19 protein-coding genes are annotated in these 23,878 nt (G+C 41.6%); 3 read left to right on the top strand and 16 right to left on the bottom strand.

The features are described 5' to 3' along the window. Nucleotides 1–129 precede the first annotated feature (129 nt). The 13 genes from CWB80_RS03530 to CWB80_RS03470 form a co-directional block, all read right to left on the bottom strand. Entirely contained in the window at nt 130–453 is a 324-nt protein-coding gene (locus tag CWB80_RS03530; protein ID WP_130167573.1) for a hypothetical protein, read from the bottom strand. Between the two features lie 159 nt (nt 454–612). Then, the gene (locus CWB80_RS03525) at nt 613–3,246 is read right to left on the bottom strand and encodes a TonB-dependent receptor domain-containing protein (protein ID WP_138600836.1); all 2,634 of its coding nucleotides are present in this window, start codon (nt 3,244–3,246) and stop codon (nt 613–615) included. A 78-nt stretch (nt 3,247–3,324) separates the two neighbouring features. After that, nucleotides 3,325–6,078 carry a beta-helix domain-containing protein gene (locus CWB80_RS03520; RefSeq protein ID WP_138600834.1) on the bottom strand — a complete coding sequence of 918 codons (2,754 nt, stop codon included), beginning with the start codon at nt 6,076–6,078 and terminating at the stop codon, nt 3,325–3,327. Between the two features lie 291 nt (nt 6,079–6,369). Continuing rightward, nucleotides 6,370–7,677, bottom strand: a complete 1,308-nt coding sequence (locus CWB80_RS03515; protein ID WP_138600832.1) for a tetratricopeptide repeat protein — start codon at nt 7,675–7,677, stop codon at nt 6,370–6,372. Nucleotides 7,678–7,694: 17 nt separating this feature from the next. After that, nucleotides 7,695–8,300 (bottom strand): energy transducer TonB, encoded by a 606-nt coding sequence (locus CWB80_RS03510; RefSeq protein ID WP_054552071.1) that lies wholly within the window; start codon nt 8,298–8,300, stop codon nt 7,695–7,697. A 12-nt stretch (nt 8,301–8,312) separates the two neighbouring features. Next, nucleotides 8,313–8,726 carry an ExbD/TolR family protein gene (locus tag CWB80_RS03505; RefSeq protein ID WP_138600830.1) on the bottom strand — a complete coding sequence of 138 codons (414 nt, stop codon included), beginning with the start codon at nt 8,724–8,726 and terminating at the stop codon, nt 8,313–8,315. 45 nt (nt 8,727–8,771) lie between these two features. After that, nucleotides 8,772–9,299: a MotA/TolQ/ExbB proton channel family protein gene (locus tag CWB80_RS03500; RefSeq protein WP_054552070.1), complete on the bottom strand. Its 528-nt coding sequence runs from the start codon at nt 9,297–9,299 to the stop codon at nt 8,772–8,774. A gap of 3 nt (nt 9,300–9,302) precedes the next feature. Continuing rightward, complete coding sequence (locus tag CWB80_RS03495; protein ID WP_054552069.1) at nt 9,303–10,670, bottom strand: MotA/TolQ/ExbB proton channel family protein; 1,368 nt, start codon at nt 10,668–10,670, stop codon at nt 9,303–9,305. 10 nt (nt 10,671–10,680) lie between these two features. Then, nucleotides 10,681–11,433 (bottom strand): DUF3450 domain-containing protein, encoded by a 753-nt coding sequence (locus CWB80_RS03490; RefSeq protein ID WP_138600828.1) that lies wholly within the window; start codon nt 11,431–11,433, stop codon nt 10,681–10,683. Nucleotides 11,434–11,609: 176 nt separating this feature from the next. Next, complete coding sequence (locus CWB80_RS03485) at nt 11,610–12,215, bottom strand: DsbA family protein (protein WP_138600826.1); 606 nt, start codon at nt 12,213–12,215, stop codon at nt 11,610–11,612. Further along, complete coding sequence (locus CWB80_RS03480) at nt 12,216–13,295, bottom strand: diguanylate cyclase (protein WP_235373360.1); 1,080 nt, start codon at nt 13,293–13,295, stop codon at nt 12,216–12,218. It lies immediately after the preceding gene. A 19-nt stretch (nt 13,296–13,314) separates the two neighbouring features. After that, nucleotides 13,315–15,213, bottom strand: coding sequence for a methyl-accepting chemotaxis protein (locus CWB80_RS03475; protein ID WP_138600824.1), 1,899 nt, complete (start codon nt 15,211–15,213; stop codon nt 13,315–13,317). 347 nt (nt 15,214–15,560) lie between these two features. Further along, complete coding sequence (locus CWB80_RS03470; RefSeq protein ID WP_138600822.1) at nt 15,561–16,832, bottom strand: sugar MFS transporter; 1,272 nt, start codon at nt 16,830–16,832, stop codon at nt 15,561–15,563. A gap of 137 nt (nt 16,833–16,969) precedes the next feature. On the opposite strand from CWB80_RS03470, the gene CWB80_RS03465 reads away from it, so the two are divergent. Together CWB80_RS03465 and CWB80_RS03460 are read left to right on the top strand one after the other, a co-directional pair. Next, nucleotides 16,970–18,187, top strand: coding sequence for an AGE family epimerase/isomerase (locus tag CWB80_RS03465; RefSeq protein ID WP_138600820.1), 1,218 nt, complete (start codon nt 16,970–16,972; stop codon nt 18,185–18,187). Next, the gene (locus CWB80_RS03460) at nt 18,187–19,140 is read left to right on the top strand and encodes a carbohydrate kinase family protein (RefSeq protein ID WP_138600818.1); all 954 of its coding nucleotides are present in this window, start codon (nt 18,187–18,189) and stop codon (nt 19,138–19,140) included. Before CWB80_RS03465 ends, CWB80_RS03460 begins: the two co-directional genes overlap by 1 nt. Nucleotides 19,141–19,199: 59 nt before the next feature. Here CWB80_RS03460 and CWB80_RS03455 read toward each other — a convergent pair whose 3' ends face one another. Next, entirely contained in the window at nt 19,200–20,885 is a 1,686-nt protein-coding gene (locus tag CWB80_RS03455) for a M1 family metallopeptidase (RefSeq protein ID WP_249362502.1), read from the bottom strand. Between the two features lie 179 nt (nt 20,886–21,064). Here CWB80_RS03455 and CWB80_RS03450 point away from each other — a divergent pair, with 179 nt between their 5' ends. Continuing rightward, nucleotides 21,065–22,801: a hypothetical protein gene (locus CWB80_RS03450; RefSeq protein ID WP_138600816.1), complete on the top strand. Its 1,737-nt coding sequence runs from the start codon at nt 21,065–21,067 to the stop codon at nt 22,799–22,801. 26 nt (nt 22,802–22,827) lie between these two features. Here the strand turns inward: CWB80_RS03450 and CWB80_RS03445 are convergent, their stop codons facing one another. Together CWB80_RS03445 and CWB80_RS03440 are read right to left on the bottom strand one after the other, a co-directional pair. Then, nucleotides 22,828–23,352, bottom strand: coding sequence for an RNA methyltransferase (locus CWB80_RS03445; RefSeq protein ID WP_054552060.1), 525 nt, complete (start codon nt 23,350–23,352; stop codon nt 22,828–22,830). Continuing rightward, nucleotides 23,352–23,849, bottom strand: a complete 498-nt coding sequence (locus CWB80_RS03440; protein WP_105173481.1) for a YcgN family cysteine cluster protein — start codon at nt 23,847–23,849, stop codon at nt 23,352–23,354. The genes CWB80_RS03445 and CWB80_RS03440 overlap by 1 nt, the downstream gene beginning before the upstream one ends. Nucleotides 23,850–23,878: the final 29 nt, after the last annotated feature.

Genomic DNA, 23,878 nt, shown 5'->3' with positions numbered 1-23,878 from the left:
TTTATGCGGAATGGTATTAATCCCTGTTTAAACACGTTGAACTACCATAACACGCAATGGTTTTTAGACAATACAGAAACAAAAAAGCCCTGCTAGTGCAGGGCTAAATCAACGTTAGGATTTATACAATTAAAAATCTAAAGATGTAGCTATTACTGTTAATTGATCATCAGCATCATTATCACCGCAATTTGCATTTGAATTAGTAATAACGCTTCCATCCATCTCAACAACGGATAATTTTAAAATCTTATTAGCCAATGCTGCATTTGTAATTAAAATCAAATCACTTTCATCTTTAATATCATAAGTATTTGAGAATTGAGCTAGTGAAACCTTTACCTTACCATTTGAAAGCTTATACAGCTTATCTACATATCCTTCACATTGGGTTGCATTAACTGAGAATGAGCATAAAGCACTTAAAATTACTACTGATAACATGTTCTTCATAATTAACTCCATTGTTCCTTGTTAAATCAGCTATAAATACTCATATATTTCCATGACAGTCGTATATTATTTAAATTACAAAAAAATTAAAAAAGCCCTGCTAGTGCAGGGCTAAATCAACGTTAGGATTTATTATTGTATCCTTCCTTGGTCAGAGTATTAGAACTGGTATTTGTACTCAATTGAGAACTCAGTGCCTTTCTCTTTAGAGCGAGTTAAAGTTCCCGCTGACTCTATTTCAGATTTTGCGCCCAAGATATTAGTCACTTTGAACTTCAAGCTTGAGTTGAAATCAGGGAAATAGGTGTAGTTAAAGTCTAGAGAGTGGAAAGGTTGCTCCATCCAATCTTCTTGACCTTCAATGCCAGGAATAATAATTCGCTCACCAAATACGTTATAGATTAGCGTTGAAGCATGCTGCCCACTAGGTGCGTCATAGCCTAACTGCATATTCACAACATATTTTGAATGGCCCGTCATGCGACGTGTTGTATTTGTAACCGCTGCAGAAACTCCTGTTTGTTCAACAATCGCCTGACGGTCCATGTTGATTTCTGAGTCACTTAACGTCACGTTACCTGTCATGAACACGTCTTGCCAGAATCCACCTAAGAAAGCAAAATCTTTCAGGTATTCAAATTCAACACCCGCAACATAACCATCTTCTGCATTAGCAATACGTACCAATGGTGGACCATCTTGTGCAGGTGATTGAACAGACTCAATTGGATCAACCATGTCTTTATAGAACACACCAACAGAGAAGTTCTCGCCCGTATCAAAATAGTTTTCCCAGCGGAAATCATAGTTTTTGATTTGCGTTGTACGTAAACCAGGCGTACCACCTACAGGGTATTCAGTAAGTGGGTCGATGTAAGTTGCATCAGAAATCTCACGTAAATCTGGACGAACAACTGTTTCACCATAGCTTAAACGCCATTGCGTTTCGTCGTTTTGCACATAAGTTAAAGCAAGTGCACTATAAACGTCGTCTTCACGGAATGCGAGCTGATCTAACTCATCATAATCAATTGAAGATGCAAGGCCACCAGTAAATGGGTCAAGAGGAACAGATACTTGACGGAAATCTTCCCAACGTAAACCACCGGTAATACGCCATGTGTTATTGAAGAAGAAATCAGCTTCGAAGTAATAGGCATCCACTTTCTGCGCTGACTTATAGTCATCGCCTGAAACCGTTGTGTCGTTTAAGATTGGCTGCGTTAGTGACGCGTTTGTAAGTACATCATCAGATAAAATGGTGTTTAACTCATTTCCGTTTAAGTCAACATCTGAGAATGCACGTGTATTGATATCAAAACGACGGTTAGTTGCTGAGCGCTCTTTAGAGATAAAGTCAGCACCTGATTTAAGCTCAACATCCACGCCATCAAGCATAATAGGCAACGTAAAGTTAAAACCGTAGTTCTCTACTTCATCATCCAAATCTTGGAAAGTGTAACGTGCAGCTGTTGTTGCATTCGTTAGTGCGCTTTCGTTAACTGTATCGTAAAACCCATCTTCGTTAGCATCAGTAACAATAAAACGCGTTTCCATATTACCTGGTGCGTAACGATTTGAGCGACCAATTGAATACTTCCAGTCAAAACCCGCGTAATTCAACCAATCAAAGGTATGCATACCTTTTAATTGATTAACAATCAGTTCACGTTCTTCATAACGAACATCGTACGAGCGTACACGCTTGTTATCAGAGGTATTGTTGTTTTGGTCAATACCTAAACGGTCTGAAATTTTATCTTCAGTATCGCGTAAGATTAAAGCCGTGTAGTCAATTTTATGCGCTTTGTCATATTCAACACCAACCGTAACCATTCCTGATGTCTTAACCGTGTGTTCTGTACTTAGTACTTGGTCATAACCACGGATCATGGTTGTTGAGTTTTCACCAATCAAGAAACCTTGACCTTGATACTCATCTGCAACAACATGCTTATTATCATAACTAAGCGACGATAAGAAACCATAGCGCCATTTATCTGATTCGAAGCTATTACCTAATGTGGCAGTGAACTTCGTATTCGGATCAACCTTTGCTGATTTTGGATCATAATCGCGATTTAACGACAGTGCTAAAGCACGGCTTTGCTCAGGTGTTAAATCATCAAGCGATTGACCACTTTGGTATACATCAAGGATAGGACGTGGAATTTCGCGTGTGCCATCATCAACACCGTACCAATCGTCCGAACCACCGTTGTATTCAAGGCCATCATCAAAGTTATTGGTGTTGTAACCAAGCTGACCCGACACATCAAATACAAATTGATCTGGAATTGATTTCAAACGAATATCAACGTTACCACCACCAAAAGACGCTGGCATTGACGGTGAATACGATTTTTGTACTGATAAACTTTCGATAATACCTGATGGAAATAAATCCAGTGGTAATACAGAACGTGTTGGATCTGGACTTGGTACAGCAGAGTTATTTAACTGTGTACTTGAATATCGCTCACCTAAACCACGAACATAAATAAACTTACCATCAACAAGTGTTAAACCTGTTACACGGCGTAGCGCTGCAGCAGCGTCACTATCACCACTTCGTGAAATTTGCTCTGCACCCATAATATCAGCAACGAATGCTTGCTGTTTACGCTCTTCTAGAACAGCTGTTGCAGTGCCTTTTAAACGACTTGCACTAACAACAACTTCTTCAAGAACAGCTTCTTCGTCTGCTTCAGCTGCGTGTGCTGAGACACTCAAGCCGCATAAGATAGCTGCGCTTAGTGCTGTTAAGCTGAACTGTTTTGAATATTGTTTCATGTTTACCTCTATCTGAAATAAGTTACAGAAAGTTGTTTAAAGGTGCTAAACACGTTGTTTAGCACCTCGCTTACTGTGTTATTCCAGACCTACCGTCCAACCTTCAGTCCAGTTGTTATCAGCAGATACTGCACCAATGTGCGTTGTCGTATCGAAGAAACCGTCGATTGCTTTCACGTCTGTTGCTGTTGTTGTATCGATAGTAAAGATACCATTTACAACTTGCGTTTGACCTGTAGCAACTAAGTTACCTAATGTGTTTGTCCACCAGTTCTCAACGCTGAAATCTACACCACTTGGGTCTTTGAAGTTTTCAGAACATGCAATCACTGATGATTTAATCATTAAGGTGCCATCTTGAGCATTGTTCACTGTTTCACTTTCACCAGAAGCTGCACCTTCAATCTCAAGACATTCGCCCATGCCTTCAGGGCCCGTTACGATTGTGTTATAGATTTGTGCACCCGTACCTTCACGGAAGTACATACCTTCTGAGTCATCTTCACCGTCAAAGGTATTACCAATGATTGTTAAGTTAGCAATTGTTGGGTTTGACTTAGGCGTTTTAGACGGTGTAGTACCATCGTTGTCTGCTTCAATACCACGGTTTGCATCTGAGTTATCAGCTGCTTGCTTAACAAGAATATGCTGCATTTTACCTTGGAAACCATTGTCCCAGTCGATGCTGTCATCTTGAATGCTTGTTAGTACTAAGTACTTCGCTTGTACGTTACCACCGAAGAATTCAACACCGTCATCCGCGTTTTGGTGAACTTGCACATACTCAACAGTAGTACCAGAACCAACACCACCGAACGTAATACCGTTTAATTCGTTATCTGGTGCGATTTCGTAACCACCATTCATCACACGAACATAACGCAGCGTACCTGAGTTGTCCGTTGTATCAGTACCACCGAACACGGCACCTGACTCCACACCTTCAACTTGAAGTGCACAATCGCCTTCTGCTGGACACTTGTTCGATGGTGCATTACCAAGAAGAACTAAACCACCCCATTGGCCCGCTGCTGTAGTGCCGCCCATAACATCTTGGCTTGAAGTGAACGAGATTGGCTCATCTTTAGTACCGTTAGCATTAATTTTTGAACCACGGCTAATTACTAAGTAATCATCACCTGTACGGCCATATACTGTTACGCCAGGCTCGATTGTTAAAGTAGCTGAATCTGCATTATCATCACCTACAAATACTGCACCGCTTAATGCGTAGTAGTTACCCGCAGTAAGTGTTAAATCTGCAGTAATGCGACCAGACACTTCACATGTTGTTGTGCTGCCATCAACTGGAGAAATTGACGTTGTACCTGATGGACAACCTGCTACAGCTGGTGGTGCCGTGACTTCACCGCCACCGTAACCAAATGCCCAACCTTCACGCCAGTCATCTGAGTCATTTAATGCACCAACAAAGTCAACTGTATCGAAGAACGCATCAACAGTATTTGCTACATCTTGGCCAGCACCTAGTAATGGAGAACCTGCAATTGGTTGACCGTTTGCACCAAGCATTGGCTTGTCATTGATTACGTTACCAGATTGTGCTGTAAACCATGTTTCAAGCTCAAGTAACGTGTTGCCGCTACCATCAACTGGATTTTTGAAGTTTTCGCCATTAGTACACGACATAAACGTGTTTTGCATTAAGATAGTGCCATCGTTAGCGTTATTTACTGTTTCGCTAGCACCGTCTTCTGCACCTTCAATCTCTAAACACTCACCCATTTCATCAGAGCCAGTGATCACTGAGTTATAAAGGTGTAAACCTGTACCTTCACGAAGGTAGATACCTTCAGCATCATCTTCACCATCAAAGTTGTTACCGATGATTGTTAAGTTAGAGATGATTGGTAATGATTTTGGTTCTTTAGAAGGTGTGCTACCGTCGTTATCTGCTTCAATACCACGGTTTGCATCTGTTGAATCAGGATCTTGTTCAACATAAACGAATTGCATTTTACCTTGGTAACCATTGTCCCAGTCGATGCTATCGTCGTCGATGCTTGTTAATACAACGTGCTTAAGGTTTACTGCACCACCGAAGAATTCAACACCATCATCTGAATTATTGTGAACTTGTAAGTATTCAACTGTTGTACCAGAACCTACAGCACCAAACGTAATACCATTTAGTTCGTTGTCTGGTGCAATTTCATAACCAGCGTTTTTAACAACAACATATTTTAATGTACCTGAATTATCTGTGTTATCCGTACCGCCAAATACAGCACCTGATTCAACACCTTCAACTTGAAGAGCACAATCGCCTTCAGCAGGACACTTATTAGAAATACCATTACCAAGAAGCACCATACCGCCCCATTGGCCTGCAGATGTTTCATCACCCACTACATCTTGCTTAGAAGTAAAGATGATAGGGTCGTTTTTAGTACCTGTAGCTTCAATTTTAGAGTCACGGCTAACAACTAGGTAATCAGAGCCGCTGTTACCGAATACTACCGCACCTGCTTCAATTGTTAATGTTGCACTGTCTGCTTTATCGTTACCAACAAATACTGCACCATCAAGTGCCCAGAATGCGTCTGTTGATAATGTTGTATCTTCTGTAATTACGCCTGAAAGAACTTGAACTGTTACATCACGACCTAATGCAGCAGATACTTCATTCGAAAGGCTTTGGCTGTATACACCTGGTAACTCTTCAGTTGTTGGTGGTGTAGTTGGGTTAGTAGGTGTAGTTGGTTGCTCAACTGTTTCGTCCACGTTGATGTTGATGTCACCACCGCCACAACCTGCTAAAGAGATTGCTGTAGCTACAAGACTAACCTTGAATAAGCCAGATAATTTCATTGTTCACTCCGTTAAGATAGATATTTAATTATTGTGTTAGCGCATAAACTCAAGTCACCGAAAAAGCACTAAAACTTAATGCTTTTGGGTCACTTGAGTTTTAAACTGCGACTACCTTACGGGAGCTGTATGACAAACTAGTTACACTTTAATAAACATAAAATGACAATATTAATTATTTAAAAAAGAGTAAGTTAGTAAATTTTAGGAACGGAAAAAAGCCGCCCGAAGGCAGCTTTGGTGTTGCGATTATAAATTAGTTCTTTTGTACGCTTACCTGTTGAATACGATTTAGAGTAAAGCGGTACGTAATGTTTCGGCGTGCACTTTTTCACGCTTCACATACTTGATCCATTGCTCAGCTAAACGCTGCGACTTTTTGTGTTTTTCCGCTTGCTCAAACGCTAAAATCGAGGCATCAAAGTTTTGTAAATTGTACTGCGCCATACCTAAGGCAACATACACATTTGATTCAAACTCTAAGCCGCCTTTATCTAGGGCTTTACGTGCTGCATCCGCTGCTTCTTCATATTTTTCAAGGTTAATGCTTACCTCTGCAATACGTTGTTCGTACTGACCATGCGACACTAAATCAGCGGCTTTTGCAAAATAAGCAAGTGACTTTTCACCCTCTTTTGCTTGTACCATTGCTTCTGCAACAAAGGCATAGTTTTTCGCTGATTTTTCAGCGACACCGTCTTGCATAGCTTTACTCATCACGTTCGCCGCTTTAAAAGCCAGGCCGTTGTATAAATAAACTTGCGATAATTGACGTAAATCTGATTTAGATTTCATGAAACCTTGTTGATATGCCGCTTCTAAAATCGCTAATTGTTTTTTCTCTGCGCCCGTTTCACCGTACATGCCACCTAACTGAACCCAGTACTCTGGCTTGTTGTAAAGCTTAACTAAACGCTCAAGTACCTCGACCACCTTGTCAGACTGATTAAGTGAGTAATACATAGCACGCTGTAAGATTAACCAGTTTTCTTTTGGCATTTCACCTTTGCTGTCGGCTTCAGCGATAGCAAGGTTAATGTTCTCAATGCCTTTTTGGTAATCTTTAAGCTGATAATACGCTTGAGATTTTAATACGTAATAAGCATCTGTTTTCGGCTTGTCGTTAATCACATCCCACTGTGCTAAATATTTGATTACCTTTTCGTAATCGCTATTAGCCATGGCAAGTTGCGCTAAGCTAAAGGTGGTGCTTACACGTAATGTTTCTGGAATCGCATCTTCGTTTACTACTTTTTCAAACGAGGCAATTGCTTTATCTAAGTCGTTTTCGTTGTAGTAAATAAAACCGTAGAAATTATGCATCATGGCAATTTCATACGAGTTCATGCTTGAAGAGCGCTCTTGAATACTATCAAGTGCTTCTAGCCCTGCTTTTGCATCACCATCATCAGCCAGCTTTTGTGCTCGTGCTAATTGGCTATACACTTTTTCACGCAGTGCAGGTACTCGTTTAGTTTTTTGCTCCTCAGCGTAAGCTGTTGCCAGTGTCACACCTGGTAACATGCTAACAACGCTTGGGACTACAAGGCTGCTTGTGAAAGCAGCCGCGCAAATCACGGCAACTTTTAAAGGTTTCATAATCGCATTCCTCTTTTCTAACCGTTAATTTGGAAAGAAATTTTGTTCTGTACGCCCGCTACTTCAACAGCTTCACCGTTAACAACGCGCGGTTTATATTTAAATTTAAGTGCTGCATCCATCGCAGCGCGGTCAAACAGTGATTCTGGTTCAGCTTTAATCACTTTCGGGTCACGAACTGTGCCTTGCTTGGTTACTGTAAACTCAACAATCACATAGCCTTCGATACCACGCGATAAAGCTCGGCGCGGGTAAACAGGCGCTACTTTTACAATCGGTAGGTATTCACCATCGCTTGATTCAAGGGCTAAGCCACCAGCTAAGTTAACGTCGGCTTCAACACTGGCACCAAAGTCAAAGTTGGCATTACTCGCGTTAGGATCACTGTTTTGCATTTGCGGTGATTCCATTGGCGGAGGTGGCTCTTTTGGCGTTGGTGGCTTTTGCGGTTTACGTTCTTTCTTTTGCACTGTCTCTTCTTTTTTCAGACGAACAAAATCAAGTACGTTTCCTTTTACGGGCTCAGACATGGCCCCTTCACCACCGGTGATCAGTGCCTGCATGCCTAAAAACAGCATAACAGTCACAATACCAGCGATGATTAATGCAACTATATAACGCATCGCTCACATTCCTTATGATGCTTCTTGCGCAGCAATCGACACATCAAATGCGCCTGCAGCACGCGATGCATCCATTACTTTAATAAGTATATCGGTTGTGGCTTTCTTATCAGCTTGAATAACCACGCTACCTTGTGGGTTTTCAGCTTTTAAGCGCTCGATATTTGCTTGAACTGCACGAACATCTACTTGGCGTTTGTTGATCCAAATTTCACCTTTGTCAGAAATAGCAACTAAGATGTTGGCACGCTCTTTTTTCACTGCTGTTGCTGCTTCAGGGCGGTTTACATCAATACCGGCTTCTTTTACGAATGATGCAGTTACGATAAAGAAGATAAGCATGATGAAAACAACGTCTAGCATTGGTGTCATGTTGATTTCTTCTGCGTCGTCTTCTTGAAATAAGTTACCTAGTGGCGCTCTCATTATTAGTCTCCTAGTGGGTGATGCTCACATCACCCTAAAATTCGTTTAGTGGTCTAAGACCATGTTGTCTTCAAGTAATTGCACTTCGCGTTTTGCACGACGTTGTAAGAAAGTTGAGGCGAAAACCCCTGAAAGTGCACCCACCATACCGGCCATTGTTGGGATAGTGGCTTTAGACACCCCTGATGCCATCGAACGTGCACTACCTGTGCCTGTGATTGCCATTACATCAAATACTTCGATCATGCCGGTTACGGTACCTAACAGACCTAAAAGTGGACATAACGCAACCATTACGTTGATTAGCGCAAGGTTGTTATTTAGTTGCATGCCAGCGCGTGAAATCATCGCTTGGCGAATTTGCTCTGCGTTCCAGCTGTTACGCTCTGCTCTATTGCTCCAAGTGCTTTTTACGTCTTTCTTGTAGCGTTTAAAGCCACCAAAAAAATACATAAAACGCTCAAGTATCAATAACCACATCGCGAAGATGAGGACCCCGATGACCAAGAGAACTTGGCCACCTGTGTCGAGGAAATCACGTAGAGCATTGATTGCATCAATCAATAGCACCATGATTTATGCTCCTTTCTCGCTTCGCTCTGCGATGATACCTGCGCTTTGCTCTTGTAAAATCAACAGCATGTTTTTAGAGCGCGTGTTAAGAAGTGTGTATAAGAATACTGTAGGGATAGCCACAACCAGACCAAGTACCGTTGTTACAAGTGCCTGAGAAATACCACCCGCCATTAGTTTAGGGTCACCTGTACCAAACAAGGTAATTGCTTGGAAGGTGTTAATCATACCGGTTACCGTACCTAGTAGACCAAGTAGTGGTGCTACCACAGAGATAATCTTAATTAGCGTCAGGTTACGAGTAATTTTTGGCATTTCACGAATGATTGCTTCGCTTAATTTAAGCTCAAGCGTGTCGTACGCTACATCTGGGTACTGATCTTTCACTTTCATTACGCGACCAAGAGGGTTGTCATCACGTGCCACTGTGTCTTTAAGTTGACGACGGATTTTGCTACCCATAATCATTAGAGATACAAAACGCTCAAGTGCGATTAGTAAAGCGATTAAGCCAACACCTAAGATGATGTAACCAACCGTACCACCTTGGTGAACTTGCTCTTCAGTATCTGGTGCTTGTACTAAAAGACCTAAGATTGAACCGCCAGTTGGGTCAAGTGCAAACGGTACAACACCTGAGTTTGCTTGTTGTAAATCAGCTGCAGTTGCTGTGTAACGGCTGCTAGGCTGACGCGTAAGCTGGCTGATTGTATTTGTAGCTGGTGTGTACTCTAGGTATTTACCATCAGCGATTAAGTTAAATGCACCAACTCGCACCACTTCTTTTTGTGCTTTGCTGCCACCTTCGACGATAACATCTGTTGTAAAGCGAGATACTTTACCTTGCTCAGTCATTTCGCGTTGTAATTCAAACCATACTTTTTCGATATCATCGATAGAAGCAAGCTTTGACGTTGAACCCATTTTTTGTGCCAGCTCATCCATGAAGTTACTACGACCAGGAAGCTCTGCAGAAACAACTGACGTCATGAATTTATTGCTTGAATCACCCGCTACTTGTTGTAACACACCGAATAGCTCTTTAAGTGAACCCATGCGGTTTGAAAGCGTGTCTGTTAAGTTAGCTAGCTTTACTTCGTTTTCTTCAAACTGAGTTTCTAAACGCTCCGACTCGTTAAGCATTGCAGTACGTTTTGCTTGTGTATCTTTGAGCATTTGTACTTGTTCGTTTTGACGCGCCATGAACTCTTGTTCACGTTGTTTATTTTCAGCGCTTTGCTGTGCTTTACCTTGCTCTAATGTTTTTAGTAATGAGTCTAAATCCATTGGCTCAGCTGCTAGGCTGCTACCGGCAAAACCAAGGCCAGCTGCAAACACGGCCATTTTTGTCATTTTCGTTAATAATTTCATCTCAAACCTCTTATTCAGCAGCGTGGACTGGCAGTGTTAACATATCTGGGGCAAGTTGCTTGCGTGCAATGCGTAAACCTTTGTTGATTTGGCTGATTGCAGAATCTGGTAATTCAACAAACGATTTTGTTTGTGTATCCCAGCTACCTGCTTTTTTGCCGTCGCGTGTTAAATAAATAAGTTCTAAACGACCGATGCGTAAGAAATCCACTTCGCGCTCTTGGCCATCTACATTCAGTAATGATGTGTACGCTTCGATAGTGCGACCGTAATCAACTTCTACTTGGTAAGCTTCAAGTAAGCGGCGGAATTTTTCACTTGAAGTGATGTCTGCGCGGTCCATCATTTCTTTTAATGATGCAATACGCTTGCTACGTTCTTCAGTTAAGAAAGGCACGTCTAGTGCAACGAATTGCTCAAGACCTGTGATCATACGCATCATTAACGGCGTAATTTGACGCTCAATAACTGATACCTGATCCATTGACTCGTTTAACGCGTCCATTTCTGCAATTTGGTTGTTTAATTGCTTAGTAAGTTGCGCGTTATAAACAGTTAAGCCGTCAATTTCTTTATTAAGGGCTTTGAATTGTTGTAAACGACCTTGCATTGAATCTGCAATCTTGTCGATTTTAGTTTGTGATTGCGCTGCAGATTTGTTTATCTCGCTGCTTTTATCAATTACTTTATCTAGATCGTTTGCATGTACTGCTGCAGATGCCGCTACAATACCTGCTAAAATCAGTGGTTTAACGCCTTTCATCGCATACACCTTTACTCGTTAAGTTAGCTTAATTTGCTAGTTGGGTTGTTTTATTATGCGAAAGGATAACGATGAAAAATGACAAGCATGTTGCGCAAAAAATACAAAAATATGACAGCTGTAACAATTAGTTTATATTGCGCAAAGATAAGGCAAAAGTTGCAGGGTTTCGGGAACTAAATATGGGATAGGATTTGCTGATAAGTACTTTGCCAGTCTTGATAATTAACAGGGACAGCAGCATAGAGCCCTTTATTTTCAAGAACTAAAGACGGAAAGCCTTGAATAGGTAAGCTTCTGGCTTGGTTTATTTCGTCCATAAGTAATGAATTTATTTTTTCACTTTCTATTTCGTGAATAAATGCATTTTTATCTAACCCTATTTGCTCAGCAAGGCTTGCAAGGGTGCTGATGTCAGATGGATTTTGTGCATCTAGGTAGTAGGCTTTTTGAATGGCATAGAGCATCTCGTGCTCTTTATTGTACTGCCTTGCAACAAGCACTGCACGACATGCTGGATAAGTAGAACGGCGTGGTTGAGCGGTATGCCAAAACTCATGATTAAATGGTGTGCCAAGTTGCTGCTCAATGCGCTGCCATGTTTGCTGTAAAAACTGCTGCATTTCTTTTCGCATTGGCTCATCTGAATCAGGCGCAAGGCCACCCACTTTATATTCAATAGCAAGTTTGTCGCCAATGGCTGCTTGAAGCTTTAACCAAGTTTCTCTGAAGCCCCAGCACCAACTACACATTGGGTCATAAACATAAATTAGCTTTGCCATTTAATTAACCTCACTTAAACCTGACACAACTAGATTGCGCCCTTTTGCTTTGGCCTTATACAAGTTTTCATCAGCATGCTTAATTGCTTTACTAAATTGGCTTCCCCTTTCGAGGCTGGCAATACCAATACTGCAAGTTATAGATATAGATTGCCCAACATCATAGGGGATCTGTTTTTGAGCAACAAAAGCGCGCAACTTTTCAGCTACAGAGTGTGCAATTGTTAGCCCTGTTTTAGGTAGCAAAATAATAAACTCTTCGCCGCCATAGCGTGCTTTTATATCGGTTCCTCGCAGTTTATCGTGCAACATAGAAGTAAATGCAATAAGTACTTGATCACCAAAATCATGGCCATAACTATCGTTGAGTGACTTAAAATTATCTAAATCAATTAATAATACCGACATAGGTAAGTAGTTTGCCGCTTCAGCTTCAAGGCGGGGTTGAATATGTTCATAAATGTAACGACGATTGGCAAGGCCTGTTAGTGGGTCAGTCAATGCATCGCGTTTTTCTATTAAGGTAATACCAGCAATTTTTTGATGGCTTTTTTGTCTAAAGTATTCGCTAATCGCAGCGAACAAAATTACTAAACTAAAGGACGCTAAAAAGCGTGAAGTTTCAACTTGCCCATAGTGTGCTTGACCAAAATTAGGGCTAAACAGCAGTGCAACTGCACTAGCATACATAATCCCAACCAACACACTGCCCACTTTTAACCCTAAGGTGACATAAGCCACAATAGGGTAAAACATTAGCCAATATAAAGCGGTATTCTCTTTACCGCCGGTGTACACTAAGGCCAGACAAAGCAATAAGATAATAGATAAAATAATGCAGCTAACAGGCACCAGAGCACCTGTGCGAAAGTAATACAGCATGCACAGCACGATGGTTACATCACTCACAACCAACATAATAGTTAATGGTAAAGCGTAAATTTGATAGTTAGATAACACCAACGAAGTAATTAAAACAATGGCAAAAAAAGCCATGGTAAATAAGGTGAAGGCACGGCGCTGTTTATCCGCCGTGTCGACACTGTTTAAAGTAATGGCATTAAGCCAGTTTTGATCCAAAATTGCAGTCTCTTAACAACTAAACTTTAAATTTGAGCACTAATTTTTCGAGCTCATAAAACTGTGCTTTTAATTTTGTACACTCGTTTAAGGTGTTATTCAGATTGCTCTGGCCTTGATTAGAAAGCTCGCTAATTGAGTGTATGTCACTGTCTAAACTTTGAATGACTTGGTTTTGCTCAGTCGTGGCATTTGCAACACTGTGGTTCACCTCATCAATTGACTCAATGGCACGAGTTACCTCTGCCATTTTATCGCCTGCTACATGTGCTTGTTCAACACTCTTTTCGCTATCACGAATACTTGCAGTCATTACTTCAACCGCAGACGCAGAGCCTTGTTGTAACTGAGAAATTGTGTCTTCGATTTCTTGCGTTGATTGCTGTGTACGATGCGCAAGTTGGCGTACTTCGTCGGCGACAACCGCAAAGCCTCGACCCGCTTCACCCGCACGGGCAGCTTCAATTGCGGCATTAAGGGATAGTAAATTAGTTTGCTCACTAACCCCTTTGATCACTTCAAGCACTTGGCCGATGCTTACGGTGTGTGCATCTAAACTATTAATGGTTTTTTGCGCCTGCTCCATATTACGAGACAAGGCATTAATTGCCGTTAAATTATCAGCTAATGCAGATTGGCTTTGTAATGATTGGCTGTTAGCACTGGTTGCTAAGGTTGACGCATTACTTGCACTATTTGAGATTTCTACCGCACTCGATGTCAGTTCATTGATTGCAGTTGCTACGTTATCTGTACGCTTTGTTTGGTCAGCATACATGTCGAGCGTGCCTTGCGTTTGATTAACTAAACTCTCAACTAAGCGCTCAAGCTCAACGGTGGTATTTTTAACTTGCTCGATTGATGTATGAATCTTCTCGATGAACGCATTAAAGTAATGGCTCAACTCACCAAACTCGTCATTATTTTCAACTTCAAGACGACGGGTTAAATCCCCCTCGCCTTGTGCAATATCCTTAATTGCATCGTTCAAGCGCTGCATTGGGCGCATTAAGTAGCGAAGTAAAAACTGCATCATCAGTACAATCGCGACAATACCTAACAGCATATAAATAGCTGCCATATTTCTAAATGAGGCAACCGATGAATAAGCTATTTCTTCGTTAATAACTACACCTAAATACCAATCAACGTTTTGAATACCTTTAACCTTGGTAAACGATACTAATTTGTCTGAGTCATCAATTTGAACTTCAACAAACTCAGATTGAAGCGATAAGTCTTTGCCAAATAAGTCACGCATGTTTTTATCGATAAACTTCGTTTCTGGGTGGCTTAAAATATGCCCTTCGCTATCAAGTAAAAAGCCATAACCAAACCCTAAAAAGTCAATTTCGTTGACGATTTTGGTAATCGTTTTCATGTCGATGTCGGCACCCGCAACACCACTAAACACACCGTTTGCTTGCATTGGCGCTACAGCAGAAATAGTTAGTTCATTGGTAGTTACATCAATATAAGGGGCTGTAAACGCAGTACTGCTTTTATTTTCAACAAGTTTGTACCATGGACGTTTGGTAGCATCGTAATCGGGTGGTAAAACAACAGATTGGTCGTTTAATACAAAAGTGCCATCTGTGATACCAATATAAGTATTTTTAAAATCACCTGCTTTGTCGGCTGTGTTTAGTTGTTTAAGCGTTAACTCTTTACTATCACCTAGCTGATAGGTGTCTGCGACAGACGAAACAATCGCTAATTTAGCGTTTAACCAGTTAGCTATATTTTGCGATACTGATTGAGAAATCTCTTGCAGAACAAGCGAAAGCTGCTCCTGCGTTTGACTGCGCATAGAGACGAAGTTATTGACGGTAAATAATCCGAGCACAATCACTAAAACCAGTGATGCAGCCGCAGTTACCTTGGTGGTAAATTTCAAAGTGCTTTTGGAGCTTTGCATGACAAACCTATTTGTTATTTTTTTCGTTGTTAGCACTTTTATATTTAACAAATTTAAAGCCATTTGTCTTATAAAATTAAGCTAAAACTAGGAAATCGTTACTTATAATTAAAGTACGCTTTCTTTATAAATCAATTACTTTATTAGCGGCAGCACATTCAACTTCTAAAGCCACATTAATAAAAAGCAGCAAAACACCCTTTGGAACGTTCCTATAAATTACCGCTTTAATCACCCCTGAATACGTATTCATTAAATCATTCTGTCATCTAATTTTGTTGGCTAAAGCAAAAAATGGCACAAAAAAACCCCGCAACTCTGTGCGGGGTTTTTATTAATAGTTATTTTTAGCTGATGCGTTTTTTCCAGCTATCTGCTAAACGTACAACGTTTAAGCCATACCAAGCGATAAATGCATAACAAATCACAGGTACAAAGAAGCTTTGTTGAATGTTTACTGTATCAGCTACCACACCTTGTACTAATGGTACTAAGGCGCCACCAACGATTGCTAAACATAACCAACCCGAACCTTTACTTGTGAGTGAACCTAGGCCTTCAATAGCAACAGAGAAAATAGTCGGGAACATGATTGAATTGAATAAACCAATCGCAAGTACTGAATAAAGCGCCACATCACCTTCAGTGAATATAGTCACTAACAGCAATACAATAACCATCATGGCATTAAAGAATAACGCTTTTGAAGGCGCAATATTTTGCAATGCTGCAGAGCCAATGAAACGACCCACCATTGCACCGCCCCAATAATAAGCAATTAGACTTGCCGCCGCATGCTCTTCAAGGCCAGCAATGTGCGCTTCGCCAAAGTAGTTTACTAAGAAGCTACCAATTGAAACCTCAGCACCGACGTAACAGAAGATACCTACAACACCCATCATTAAATGAGGTGCTTCAGCTAGGCTGTGGCCTTTCGCTTTGCAGTCTTGCTCTTCTGTGTGCTCTGCAATTACGGGTAATTTAAAGAAGGCAAATACTACAGCAATGGTCAGTAGTGCAGCTGCAAGCATGAGGTAAGGCACTTTGACAGATTCAGCGGTGGCCGCGTTTGCAGCTAACGTGCCTGCTGTACCAAAGAATAAAATACCACCCACATATGGACCAACTGTGGTACCGAGTGAGTTAAGTGCTTGAGCTAAATTTAAACGTGACGACGCCGTTTTTTCAGGACCTAACGCCACAACGTACGGGTTAGCAGATACCTGTAATACGGTAATACCTGCCGCTAATACAAATAACGCACCTAAAAATAACCAGTACTCATGTACTACAACCGCTGGGTAAAATAACATACAGCCAATTGATGCTACGACTAAGCCAGTTAGTACACCATTTTTGTAGCCCATTTTTTTAACCAACATACCCGCTGGTAGCGACACAATAAAGTAAGCACCAAAGAAACAAAACTGAACCAGCATTGCTTCTGTGTAGGTTAAATCGAATACCCCTTTTAAGCGCGGGATCAACACGTCATTTAAAACTGTAATAAAACCCCATAAAAAGAACAGGGTTGTCATTGCTGTCAGTGGTAGCAGGTAGTTTTTATTTTGCTGCGAACCATCGGCGACAAACGATTGGTTTGTATTTATTTCACTCACGTGGTTTTCACTCCGTTAACAAGTTACCTTTGATTCTACACATTGAAGTAAAAATAGCACAAAGATTTACTAGGAACGTTCCAATTATTTTATTTCCTGCTATAGTTGCAAGATGTACACAGATTTATTAATAACGCATGGCCACAGTTAACTTTAAAAGCCCTGATTTTCTTAAGCAGCATATTCAAGATACCCTTGCTTTTTATCACCCCCATTGTGTTGATCATTCAGCCCATGGCTTAGCTGGCTTTTATCAGTTCTTTAAAAATAATGGCGCGATCTACGATAAACACACTCGCCATTTAGTCTCGAGCACCCGCTTTGTTTTTAACTATGCAATGGCGTACATAGAGTTTAAAGAGCCAGAATATTTAAGCCTCACTAAACATGGTTTAGCTCACCTTGAACATGCGCATAAACAAGCATCTGGTGGTTATGCTTGGCTTATTGAGCAAGATGATAACGGCAAAGTAACCGTGTTAGACGACACCAATCATTGCTACGGGCTTGCCTTTGTTATGCTTGCAAACGCAGTAGCCTTAAAAGCAGGGGTAAACGACTGCAAAAATACCCTTTCGCAAGTTTGGGATTTATTAGAGCAGCACTACTTTGAACCCCTGCATAATGCCTATTTAGATGAGCAAAATGCCGATTTTAGCTGTGCAGATGACTATCGCGGCCAAAATGCCAATATGCATTTATGCGAAGCCTTACTGATGTGTTTTGAAGCAACCAACGAGACCCGTTATTTAAAACGTGCTAAACAACTTGCCGAAACTTTCACAGTAAAACTGGCTGCACAGAGCCAACAGTTTGTCTGGGAACACTATTCTAAAAATTGGCAACTCGATTTAGATTACAACAAAGATGACCCGCAGCATTTATTTAGACCTTGGGGATTTCAACCAGGTCATCAAACTGAGTGGACAAAACTGTTACTTATTTTAAACCGCCATATTGATGAACCTTGGCTGGTAACGCGCGCTAAAAGCCTGTTTGATGAAACACTAAGCATCGCGTGGGATCAGCAACATGGGGGCATTTTCTATGGCTTTGCACCAGATAAACAAATTTGTGATAGCGATAAATACTTTTGGGTGCAGGCCGAATCATTAGCCGCAGCAGCCCTACTCGCTGATGCTACAAATGACGAAAGCTATTGGCAATGGTACGAAAAAATTTGGCAGTACAGTTGGCAACATATGGTAGATCACCAATATGGTGCGTGGTATCGCATTTTATCAGCACAAAACCAACCCTACAGTGACGAAAAATCGCCAGCAGGCAAAACCGACTACCATACTATGGGTGCCTGCTACGAAGTATTAAGAACCTTAACCTTGAGGAATGCATAATGAGTTTAGTGTGTTTTGGCGAAGCATTAATCGACTTTTTATCAGATGGTAAACAACCAGAGTCATTTACCAAATACGCAGGTGGCGCACCAGCCAATGTGGCTGTTGCAGCAGCAAAACTAGGCCTAAACACCAGCTTTTGCGGTATGCTAGGCGATGATATGTTCGGTCACTTTATTAAACAAGAGCTTGAGCAGCATGCGGTAAACACTGATTACTGTACATTCACCGATGCGGCTAAAACAGCATTGGCGTTTGTATCACTCGATGAAAATGGCGAACGCTCGTTTAGTTTTTATCGCCCACCAGCTGCCGATTTACTGTATCGAGTGGACGACTTTGAGCATGCAATGTTTGCAAATCACGCCATCATGCATGTATGCAGCAACAGTTTGACTGAGCACAATATCTATCAAACAACAATTTATGGTTTAACGCAGGCGAAAAAAGCTGGTGCAATCTGTAGCTTTGATATGAATCTGCGCGAAAACCTGTGGCCAAGTATGCGCCATACGCTTGATAGAATGTGGCATGTTATTTCTCTGGCAGATATCGTTAAACTCTCATTTGAAGAGCTTGAGTTTTTAAATCAAAAAAGCCATCAAGAAATGCCACTTGAGCATACTATTGATGCCATTTTAAAGGCCGGTGTAACCTGTTTGCTAGTTACCAATGGCGGCGAAGCAATCAGCTTTTATCACGCAGACTTTAAAGGTCAAGTTAGCCCACCAGCGACAAAAGTGGTTGATACCACCGCCGCAGGTGATGCGTTTATTGGCGGCATGCTGTCAAAGATTGGTCAGCACTGTGAAAACAAACAAAGCTTTAAAGCGTTTTGCCAAACGCCAGAGAATATCGAACAAACCATTGCTTATGCAGCTAAAGCTGGCGCTTTTGCAGTAAGCCGCTATGGTGCATTTGCGTCTTTACCTAGCGCAGCCGATTTAGCCTAGAACTTTGTTTAGGTTGAGTAATAAGCCCGGTATAAAGTAGTTTATGCCGGGCTTCTTCGCTATTGCTCAGTTTTACATTTATCGATAATTGGTAAATACCTAAATACCTTCATGTTTGGATCGATCACCACATGATCCCCCGCTTTTAAAGCAATGCTAATCTCGCCATTTTCAACAGAATAAGTTTGCAACGAGCCGTTTATTTGCACCGGAACTGGCATAGGAAATGGCTTACCTTGCAAAGAGTCTTTGTTCCATTTCAGCGTCAAGCTGTTAGCTGATTGAATAACATCAAGTTCCGGTAATTGAGCCTGCTTTAAATACACATCAAACAGCCAGCTATAATCTTTCGCCGTTAAGCGGTTAACAATAGCAATAAACTCATCGGTATTTCGATATCGCGGTGAAATTGGATAAGCCAATTGCTTGGTGTCGTTCACCCCATAAAGCAGCTCACGGGTGGCTTGCCAAAATAACTCATCACCAATTAACCAGCGTAAGGTATGTAAAGTCCAACTGCCTTTGCCATAAATATCTGGGTTGAATGCTTGATCTGAGGTTATATCGCCATCAAGAACAATGGCTTTACAGTTTTTAAGCCCTAAATACGACTTATACATGCTGTGGTTATAGGCCGCTTCACCGAATTTATACAAGCTATAACTTGGCTGCATGTAACTGCCAAAGCCTTCGTGTAGCCATGCATCGTTGAGTTTTTCATGGGTCATTAAATTACCAAACCACTCATGAGCTAACTCATGCTGTAATAACCAATCATAACCGCCAGCATCACGCTTATATTTTTTACCATAAGCATTGATCGTTTGATGTTCCATACCTAAATGCGGTGTTTCAACAAAGCCCAGTTTGTCATTCCCCCATGGGTAAGGCCCTAAAAAGCGCTCAAAAAACGCGACTTGAGAACGCAAATCCTGCTCTATTAGCATCGACGCTTGCTGTGTGTGTTTAGCAAGTGCCCAAAATTCAATCGGAACCTCAGTGCCATTAATACTAGTATAACTACGCTCAATAAGTTGATACGGGCCTATGTTCAGGGCAATGTTATAGTCGCTTGCAGGCACAGATAGCAGCCAATCAAATTGTTGTTTGTTTGCTCCGACTGGTTTTACGCTTTGCAATACCCCGTTGGTTACCGCACTTAAACCATTTGGTACTGTGAGCCTTATGCGCATGCTATCAGCTTTGTCAGCAAAATGATCTTTACAAGGCCAGAATAAATCACAACCTTCGCCCTGCACTGCGGTAGCTATCCACGGCTCGCCGCTTTCTGTTTCAGCAAATACAAAACCGCCATCCCAAGGCGCGTTTTTAGCAATATGGGGGTTGCCCTCATAGGCCACAGCAACACTTACTGTGCTGCCCGCAGGGTATTGCTTACCTAAATCAATGTTTAGCACACCTGAATTGCGGGTATAGTTAAGTGTTTTATCGTCTGAGGTAATTGCAGTGATTAAAAATCGGCTATCAAGTTTTAGTTCAACAAATTGGCTTGCAGATAGCATTTTAAACTGCGTTTTCGACACCCCTTTAATGCGTTTATCATCAGGAAACACTTCAAGTGATAAGTCGTAAAATTGCACATCGCTCTTTAGTGCAACTGCCGATAATGGCTGACCAGTATCACCAACGCTTGGATCAAGTGGCAAAGGTTTAACACTACAGCCAGCTAGAATGGCGGTCATAGCAACGGCTGACACGCTTTTAAATAATTGAGTTACCTGCAAAACATCTACTCCATGTTGTTATTTGTATTATTAAAATATGACATAGGTTAAAAGTTTAAACTGTGCTTTGCGGTGAATAACTTGTTACAAAAATTCAATCCGTTTAAAACAGCAACATTGGTCAGAAAACGGCTTTCATGGTATGTTTTCTCCTAATTTTAGAAAAAGGAATTCATCCTATGAATAATAAGCTTCTTGCTGGGGGCGCGATTGCCATTGTTGCAGGTGCGTTGTTGTACTCACAAAATAAAGCCAGTGTTGATGTAGATTTACCTGAGCTTGCATACGTTCCTGCCGATACGGCAGTTTTTTATGGTCAACTTAAACCGTTTCCGTACAGTAAATACTTTGCGCTTATGCCAGATGCAATGAAAGGCACGAGCGATTTAACGCCCATCATTGCTGAGCTTAAAACAGTTGATGATAAGAATGCCCTATTCCTTGCATCACTGATGGAAAAATACCAGCAATCATTGAGCTCTTACGATGCCTTCAAATCGATATGGGGCTTTGGTGATGACTACAAAGGCATGATGTACGCGCAAGGTTTAATGCCGATTGTGCGTTTTCAGGTCGCTGATCAAAGCAGCATTATCAATAGCATTAAACAATCTGCTGATGAAGCAGGTATTGCTTATACAACCGAAAGCCTTGAAGGCGTAAGCTACACACGCTTTGCCATTGAGCTTGAAGGCTTAGATAACTTCAACCTAATTGCATCAACTCATAACAATTGGGCTACCTTAACGCTGACCACTGCGCTTTCTAATGATCAGGATTTACGTATTGCCCTTGGCGTAGAAAAACCGGCTCAATCACTGGCTGAGACTAAAAAGCTACCTGAGCTTATTAAAACTTTCTCGCTTGATGGCAACTCGGTTGGCTTTGTTGATCATCAACGTATCGCTAATGCTGTAACAGGCAAAGAAGACTCTCGCTTACACCAGATGCTCAAAGAGCTACTTGATAAAGCCCAGCAATCAAACGCATTAGCAGCGATTTCAACACCTGAGTGTCAAGATGATATTGCTGCCATTGCCGCTAAATGGCCTGCAACAGTATCTGGCACAACAAAAACCCGTATTACCGCCGACTACGCTGACTTTGACGTAAAAGCAGTATTGCAAAGCACAGATCAAGACTTACTAAATACACTACAAGCCGTGCGTGGTTTTGTGCCAAAACATACCACTGGGCTTGACGGGCAAATGATGAGTGTTGCTTATGGTATTGATGTAGCAAAAGTCCTGCCGCTAACTAACACACTAACCGGTGCAATTAAATCAGCTGAGTTTAACTGTGGGCCAATTGTCGCACTACAGAATGAAATGCAAGAAGTAAGCACCGCAGGCCTTGCTATGATGTCGGGCTTTGCTAATGGCGTACAAGGTATGAGTGTGAGCGTTCAAGACGCTGCATTTACTATCGATGACTACAACGGCCCACAAATAGACAAGCTTGATGCCATCGTTACCCTATCGGCAACTGATGCCCATGGCTTGTATTCAATTGCGCAAGGTTTTGTACCGCCGCTTGCTAACATAAAACTACCAGCCAATTGTGATGCAGTACTGATCAATGAATACATTCCATCACCTGTGCCACTTAACTTTGATATAAAAATGGCACTTAAAGGCAATCATATTGTGATTTTCACGGGTGATAAGTCAGCACAAATCGCCGAAACCTTAGAGTCGCAAAGTGTCACTAAAAATGGCTTTGTGAACATGGCATTCGACGTACAAAAAATCTTATTACCTTTACTTGATACGATTGCTGCAACGGGTCAATTAAGTGATGAAGAAATGGCTGAGCTTGATTCGCTACGCGACCAACCTGTCGGTGTTTATTTTGCCACAGACATTACCGACAACGGCATTGGCCTTGAAAGTAACGTACAAATTACTAAAAAGTAGTTTTGAGTTTGAATCTAAAAAGAGCGCTATTTAGCGCTCTTTTTTTGTTGCCATTTAAGTGAGTTGTTAGTGTCTCGACTATTGCAAATGGTGTCATTTGAACTCTCAATACCACCGAGTTTGGCAAGTCGGTCGTACAGCACAACATTGCAGGTTGCGGCTAGGTTCATACAGCCTATGGTTGGCACATACACTACTTCATCACACCATTTCAGCACGTCTTTACTCACCGAGCCATCTTCAGGGCCAAATACATAAAATGCGTTTTCAGGGTGCTTAAATTCAGGCAGCGGCGTTGCACCTTCAACAAGCTCAATCACCACAGTTGTGGCACCTTCAGGCTTTGCTTGCTCTAGGCTTTCAACTTGCGTTAGCGGAATATGCTCAAGCACATTTTTAGTATCGGTATGGTACTTATTAGCGCGTAAATAGCGGCTACCAGTAAAAAACACCTGCTTGGCGTTGTAACAACCCGCAGCACGTAGTACGCCACCCACATTGGTTGGGCTTTTTGGGTTTAACAGGCCAATGCTTGCTTTAAGGGCGCTCATTAATCAATGTCTCTGGTTGGCCATTCGGCCACGTAAAGGTCAAAGTCATCAAGGTCTACGTCACAGTCTTTCACTGTTTTGTCACGCACAGAAATACCTAACTCATGCATCAAATCTTTACTGCCACCGTTCAGTAACGGGTGCCAAGACGCAAGGCCACGGCCTTCGTAAAGGCGACGGTAGCTACAGCTTTGCGGCATAAAAAAGATATCTTTGAGGTTTTCTTTAGTGAGCTTTACACATGAAGGCACCAAAGTTTGGCGGTTCGCATATTCGCTGCAACCACAGGTGTCGTTGTCTAGGTATTGGCAAACGATATTAGTGAAGATTAGTTCTTCACCCTCGCGAAGTTGATCCGTTGCGGTAAATTCATCTTCGTCTTCACTGTCGATAAATGTGTTTAAACAACATTTACCACAGCCGTCACAAATAGCTTCCCATTCGGGTTGTGACATTTGCTCAAGCGAGCGCTTAAGCCAAAATTGATCTTCTAACATGGTATTACTCAAAGCCCCTAAACAGCGCG

Source organism: Pseudoalteromonas sp. S1650 (assembly GCF_005887195.1).
Classification (GTDB): domain Bacteria; phylum Pseudomonadota; class Gammaproteobacteria; order Enterobacterales; family Alteromonadaceae; genus Pseudoalteromonas; species Pseudoalteromonas simplex.
This window is presented reverse-complemented; position numbering and strand designations above follow the sequence as displayed.

What these genes read in the sequence shown, in the direction of transcription:
- CWB80_RS03520 (WP_138600834.1), bottom strand. Translation starts at nt 6,078, where the DNA reads ATGAAATTATCTGGCTTATTCAAGGTTAGTCTTGTAGCTACAGCAATC.
- CWB80_RS03500 (WP_054552070.1), bottom strand. Translation starts at nt 9,299, where the DNA reads ATGGTGCTATTGATTGATGCAATCAATGCTCTACGTGATTTCCTCGAC.
- CWB80_RS03450 (WP_138600816.1), top strand. Translation starts at nt 21,065, where the DNA reads ATGAATAATAAGCTTCTTGCTGGGGGCGCGATTGCCATTGTTGCAGGT.
- CWB80_RS03440 (WP_105173481.1), bottom strand. Translation starts at nt 23,849, where the DNA reads ATGTTAGAAGATCAATTTTGGCTTAAGCGCTCGCTTGAGCAAATGTCA.
- CWB80_RS03490 (WP_138600828.1), bottom strand. Translation starts at nt 11,433, where the DNA reads ATGAAAGGCGTTAAACCACTGATTTTAGCAGGTATTGTAGCGGCATCT.
- CWB80_RS03515 (WP_138600832.1), bottom strand. Translation starts at nt 7,677, where the DNA reads ATGAAACCTTTAAAAGTTGCCGTGATTTGCGCGGCTGCTTTCACAAGC.
- CWB80_RS03445 (WP_054552060.1), bottom strand. Translation starts at nt 23,352, where the DNA reads ATGAGCGCCCTTAAAGCAAGCATTGGCCTGTTAAACCCAAAAAGCCCA.
- CWB80_RS03495 (WP_054552069.1), bottom strand. Translation starts at nt 10,670, where the DNA reads ATGAAATTATTAACGAAAATGACAAAAATGGCCGTGTTTGCAGCTGGC.
- CWB80_RS03460 (WP_138600818.1), top strand. Translation starts at nt 18,187, where the DNA reads ATGAGTTTAGTGTGTTTTGGCGAAGCATTAATCGACTTTTTATCAGAT.
- CWB80_RS03525 (WP_138600836.1), bottom strand. Translation starts at nt 3,246, where the DNA reads ATGAAACAATATTCAAAACAGTTCAGCTTAACAGCACTAAGCGCAGCT.
- CWB80_RS03505 (WP_138600830.1), bottom strand. Translation starts at nt 8,726, where the DNA reads ATGAGAGCGCCACTAGGTAACTTATTTCAAGAAGACGACGCAGAAGAA.
- CWB80_RS03465 (WP_138600820.1), top strand. Translation starts at nt 16,970, where the DNA reads ATGGCCACAGTTAACTTTAAAAGCCCTGATTTTCTTAAGCAGCATATT.
- CWB80_RS03510 (WP_054552071.1), bottom strand. Translation starts at nt 8,300, where the DNA reads ATGCGTTATATAGTTGCATTAATCATCGCTGGTATTGTGACTGTTATG.
- CWB80_RS03485 (WP_138600826.1), bottom strand. Translation starts at nt 12,215, where the DNA reads ATGGCAAAGCTAATTTATGTTTATGACCCAATGTGTAGTTGGTGCTGG.
- CWB80_RS03475 (WP_138600824.1), bottom strand. Translation starts at nt 15,213, where the DNA reads ATGCAAAGCTCCAAAAGCACTTTGAAATTTACCACCAAGGTAACTGCG.
- CWB80_RS03530 (WP_130167573.1), bottom strand. Translation starts at nt 453, where the DNA reads ATGAAGAACATGTTATCAGTAGTAATTTTAAGTGCTTTATGCTCATTC.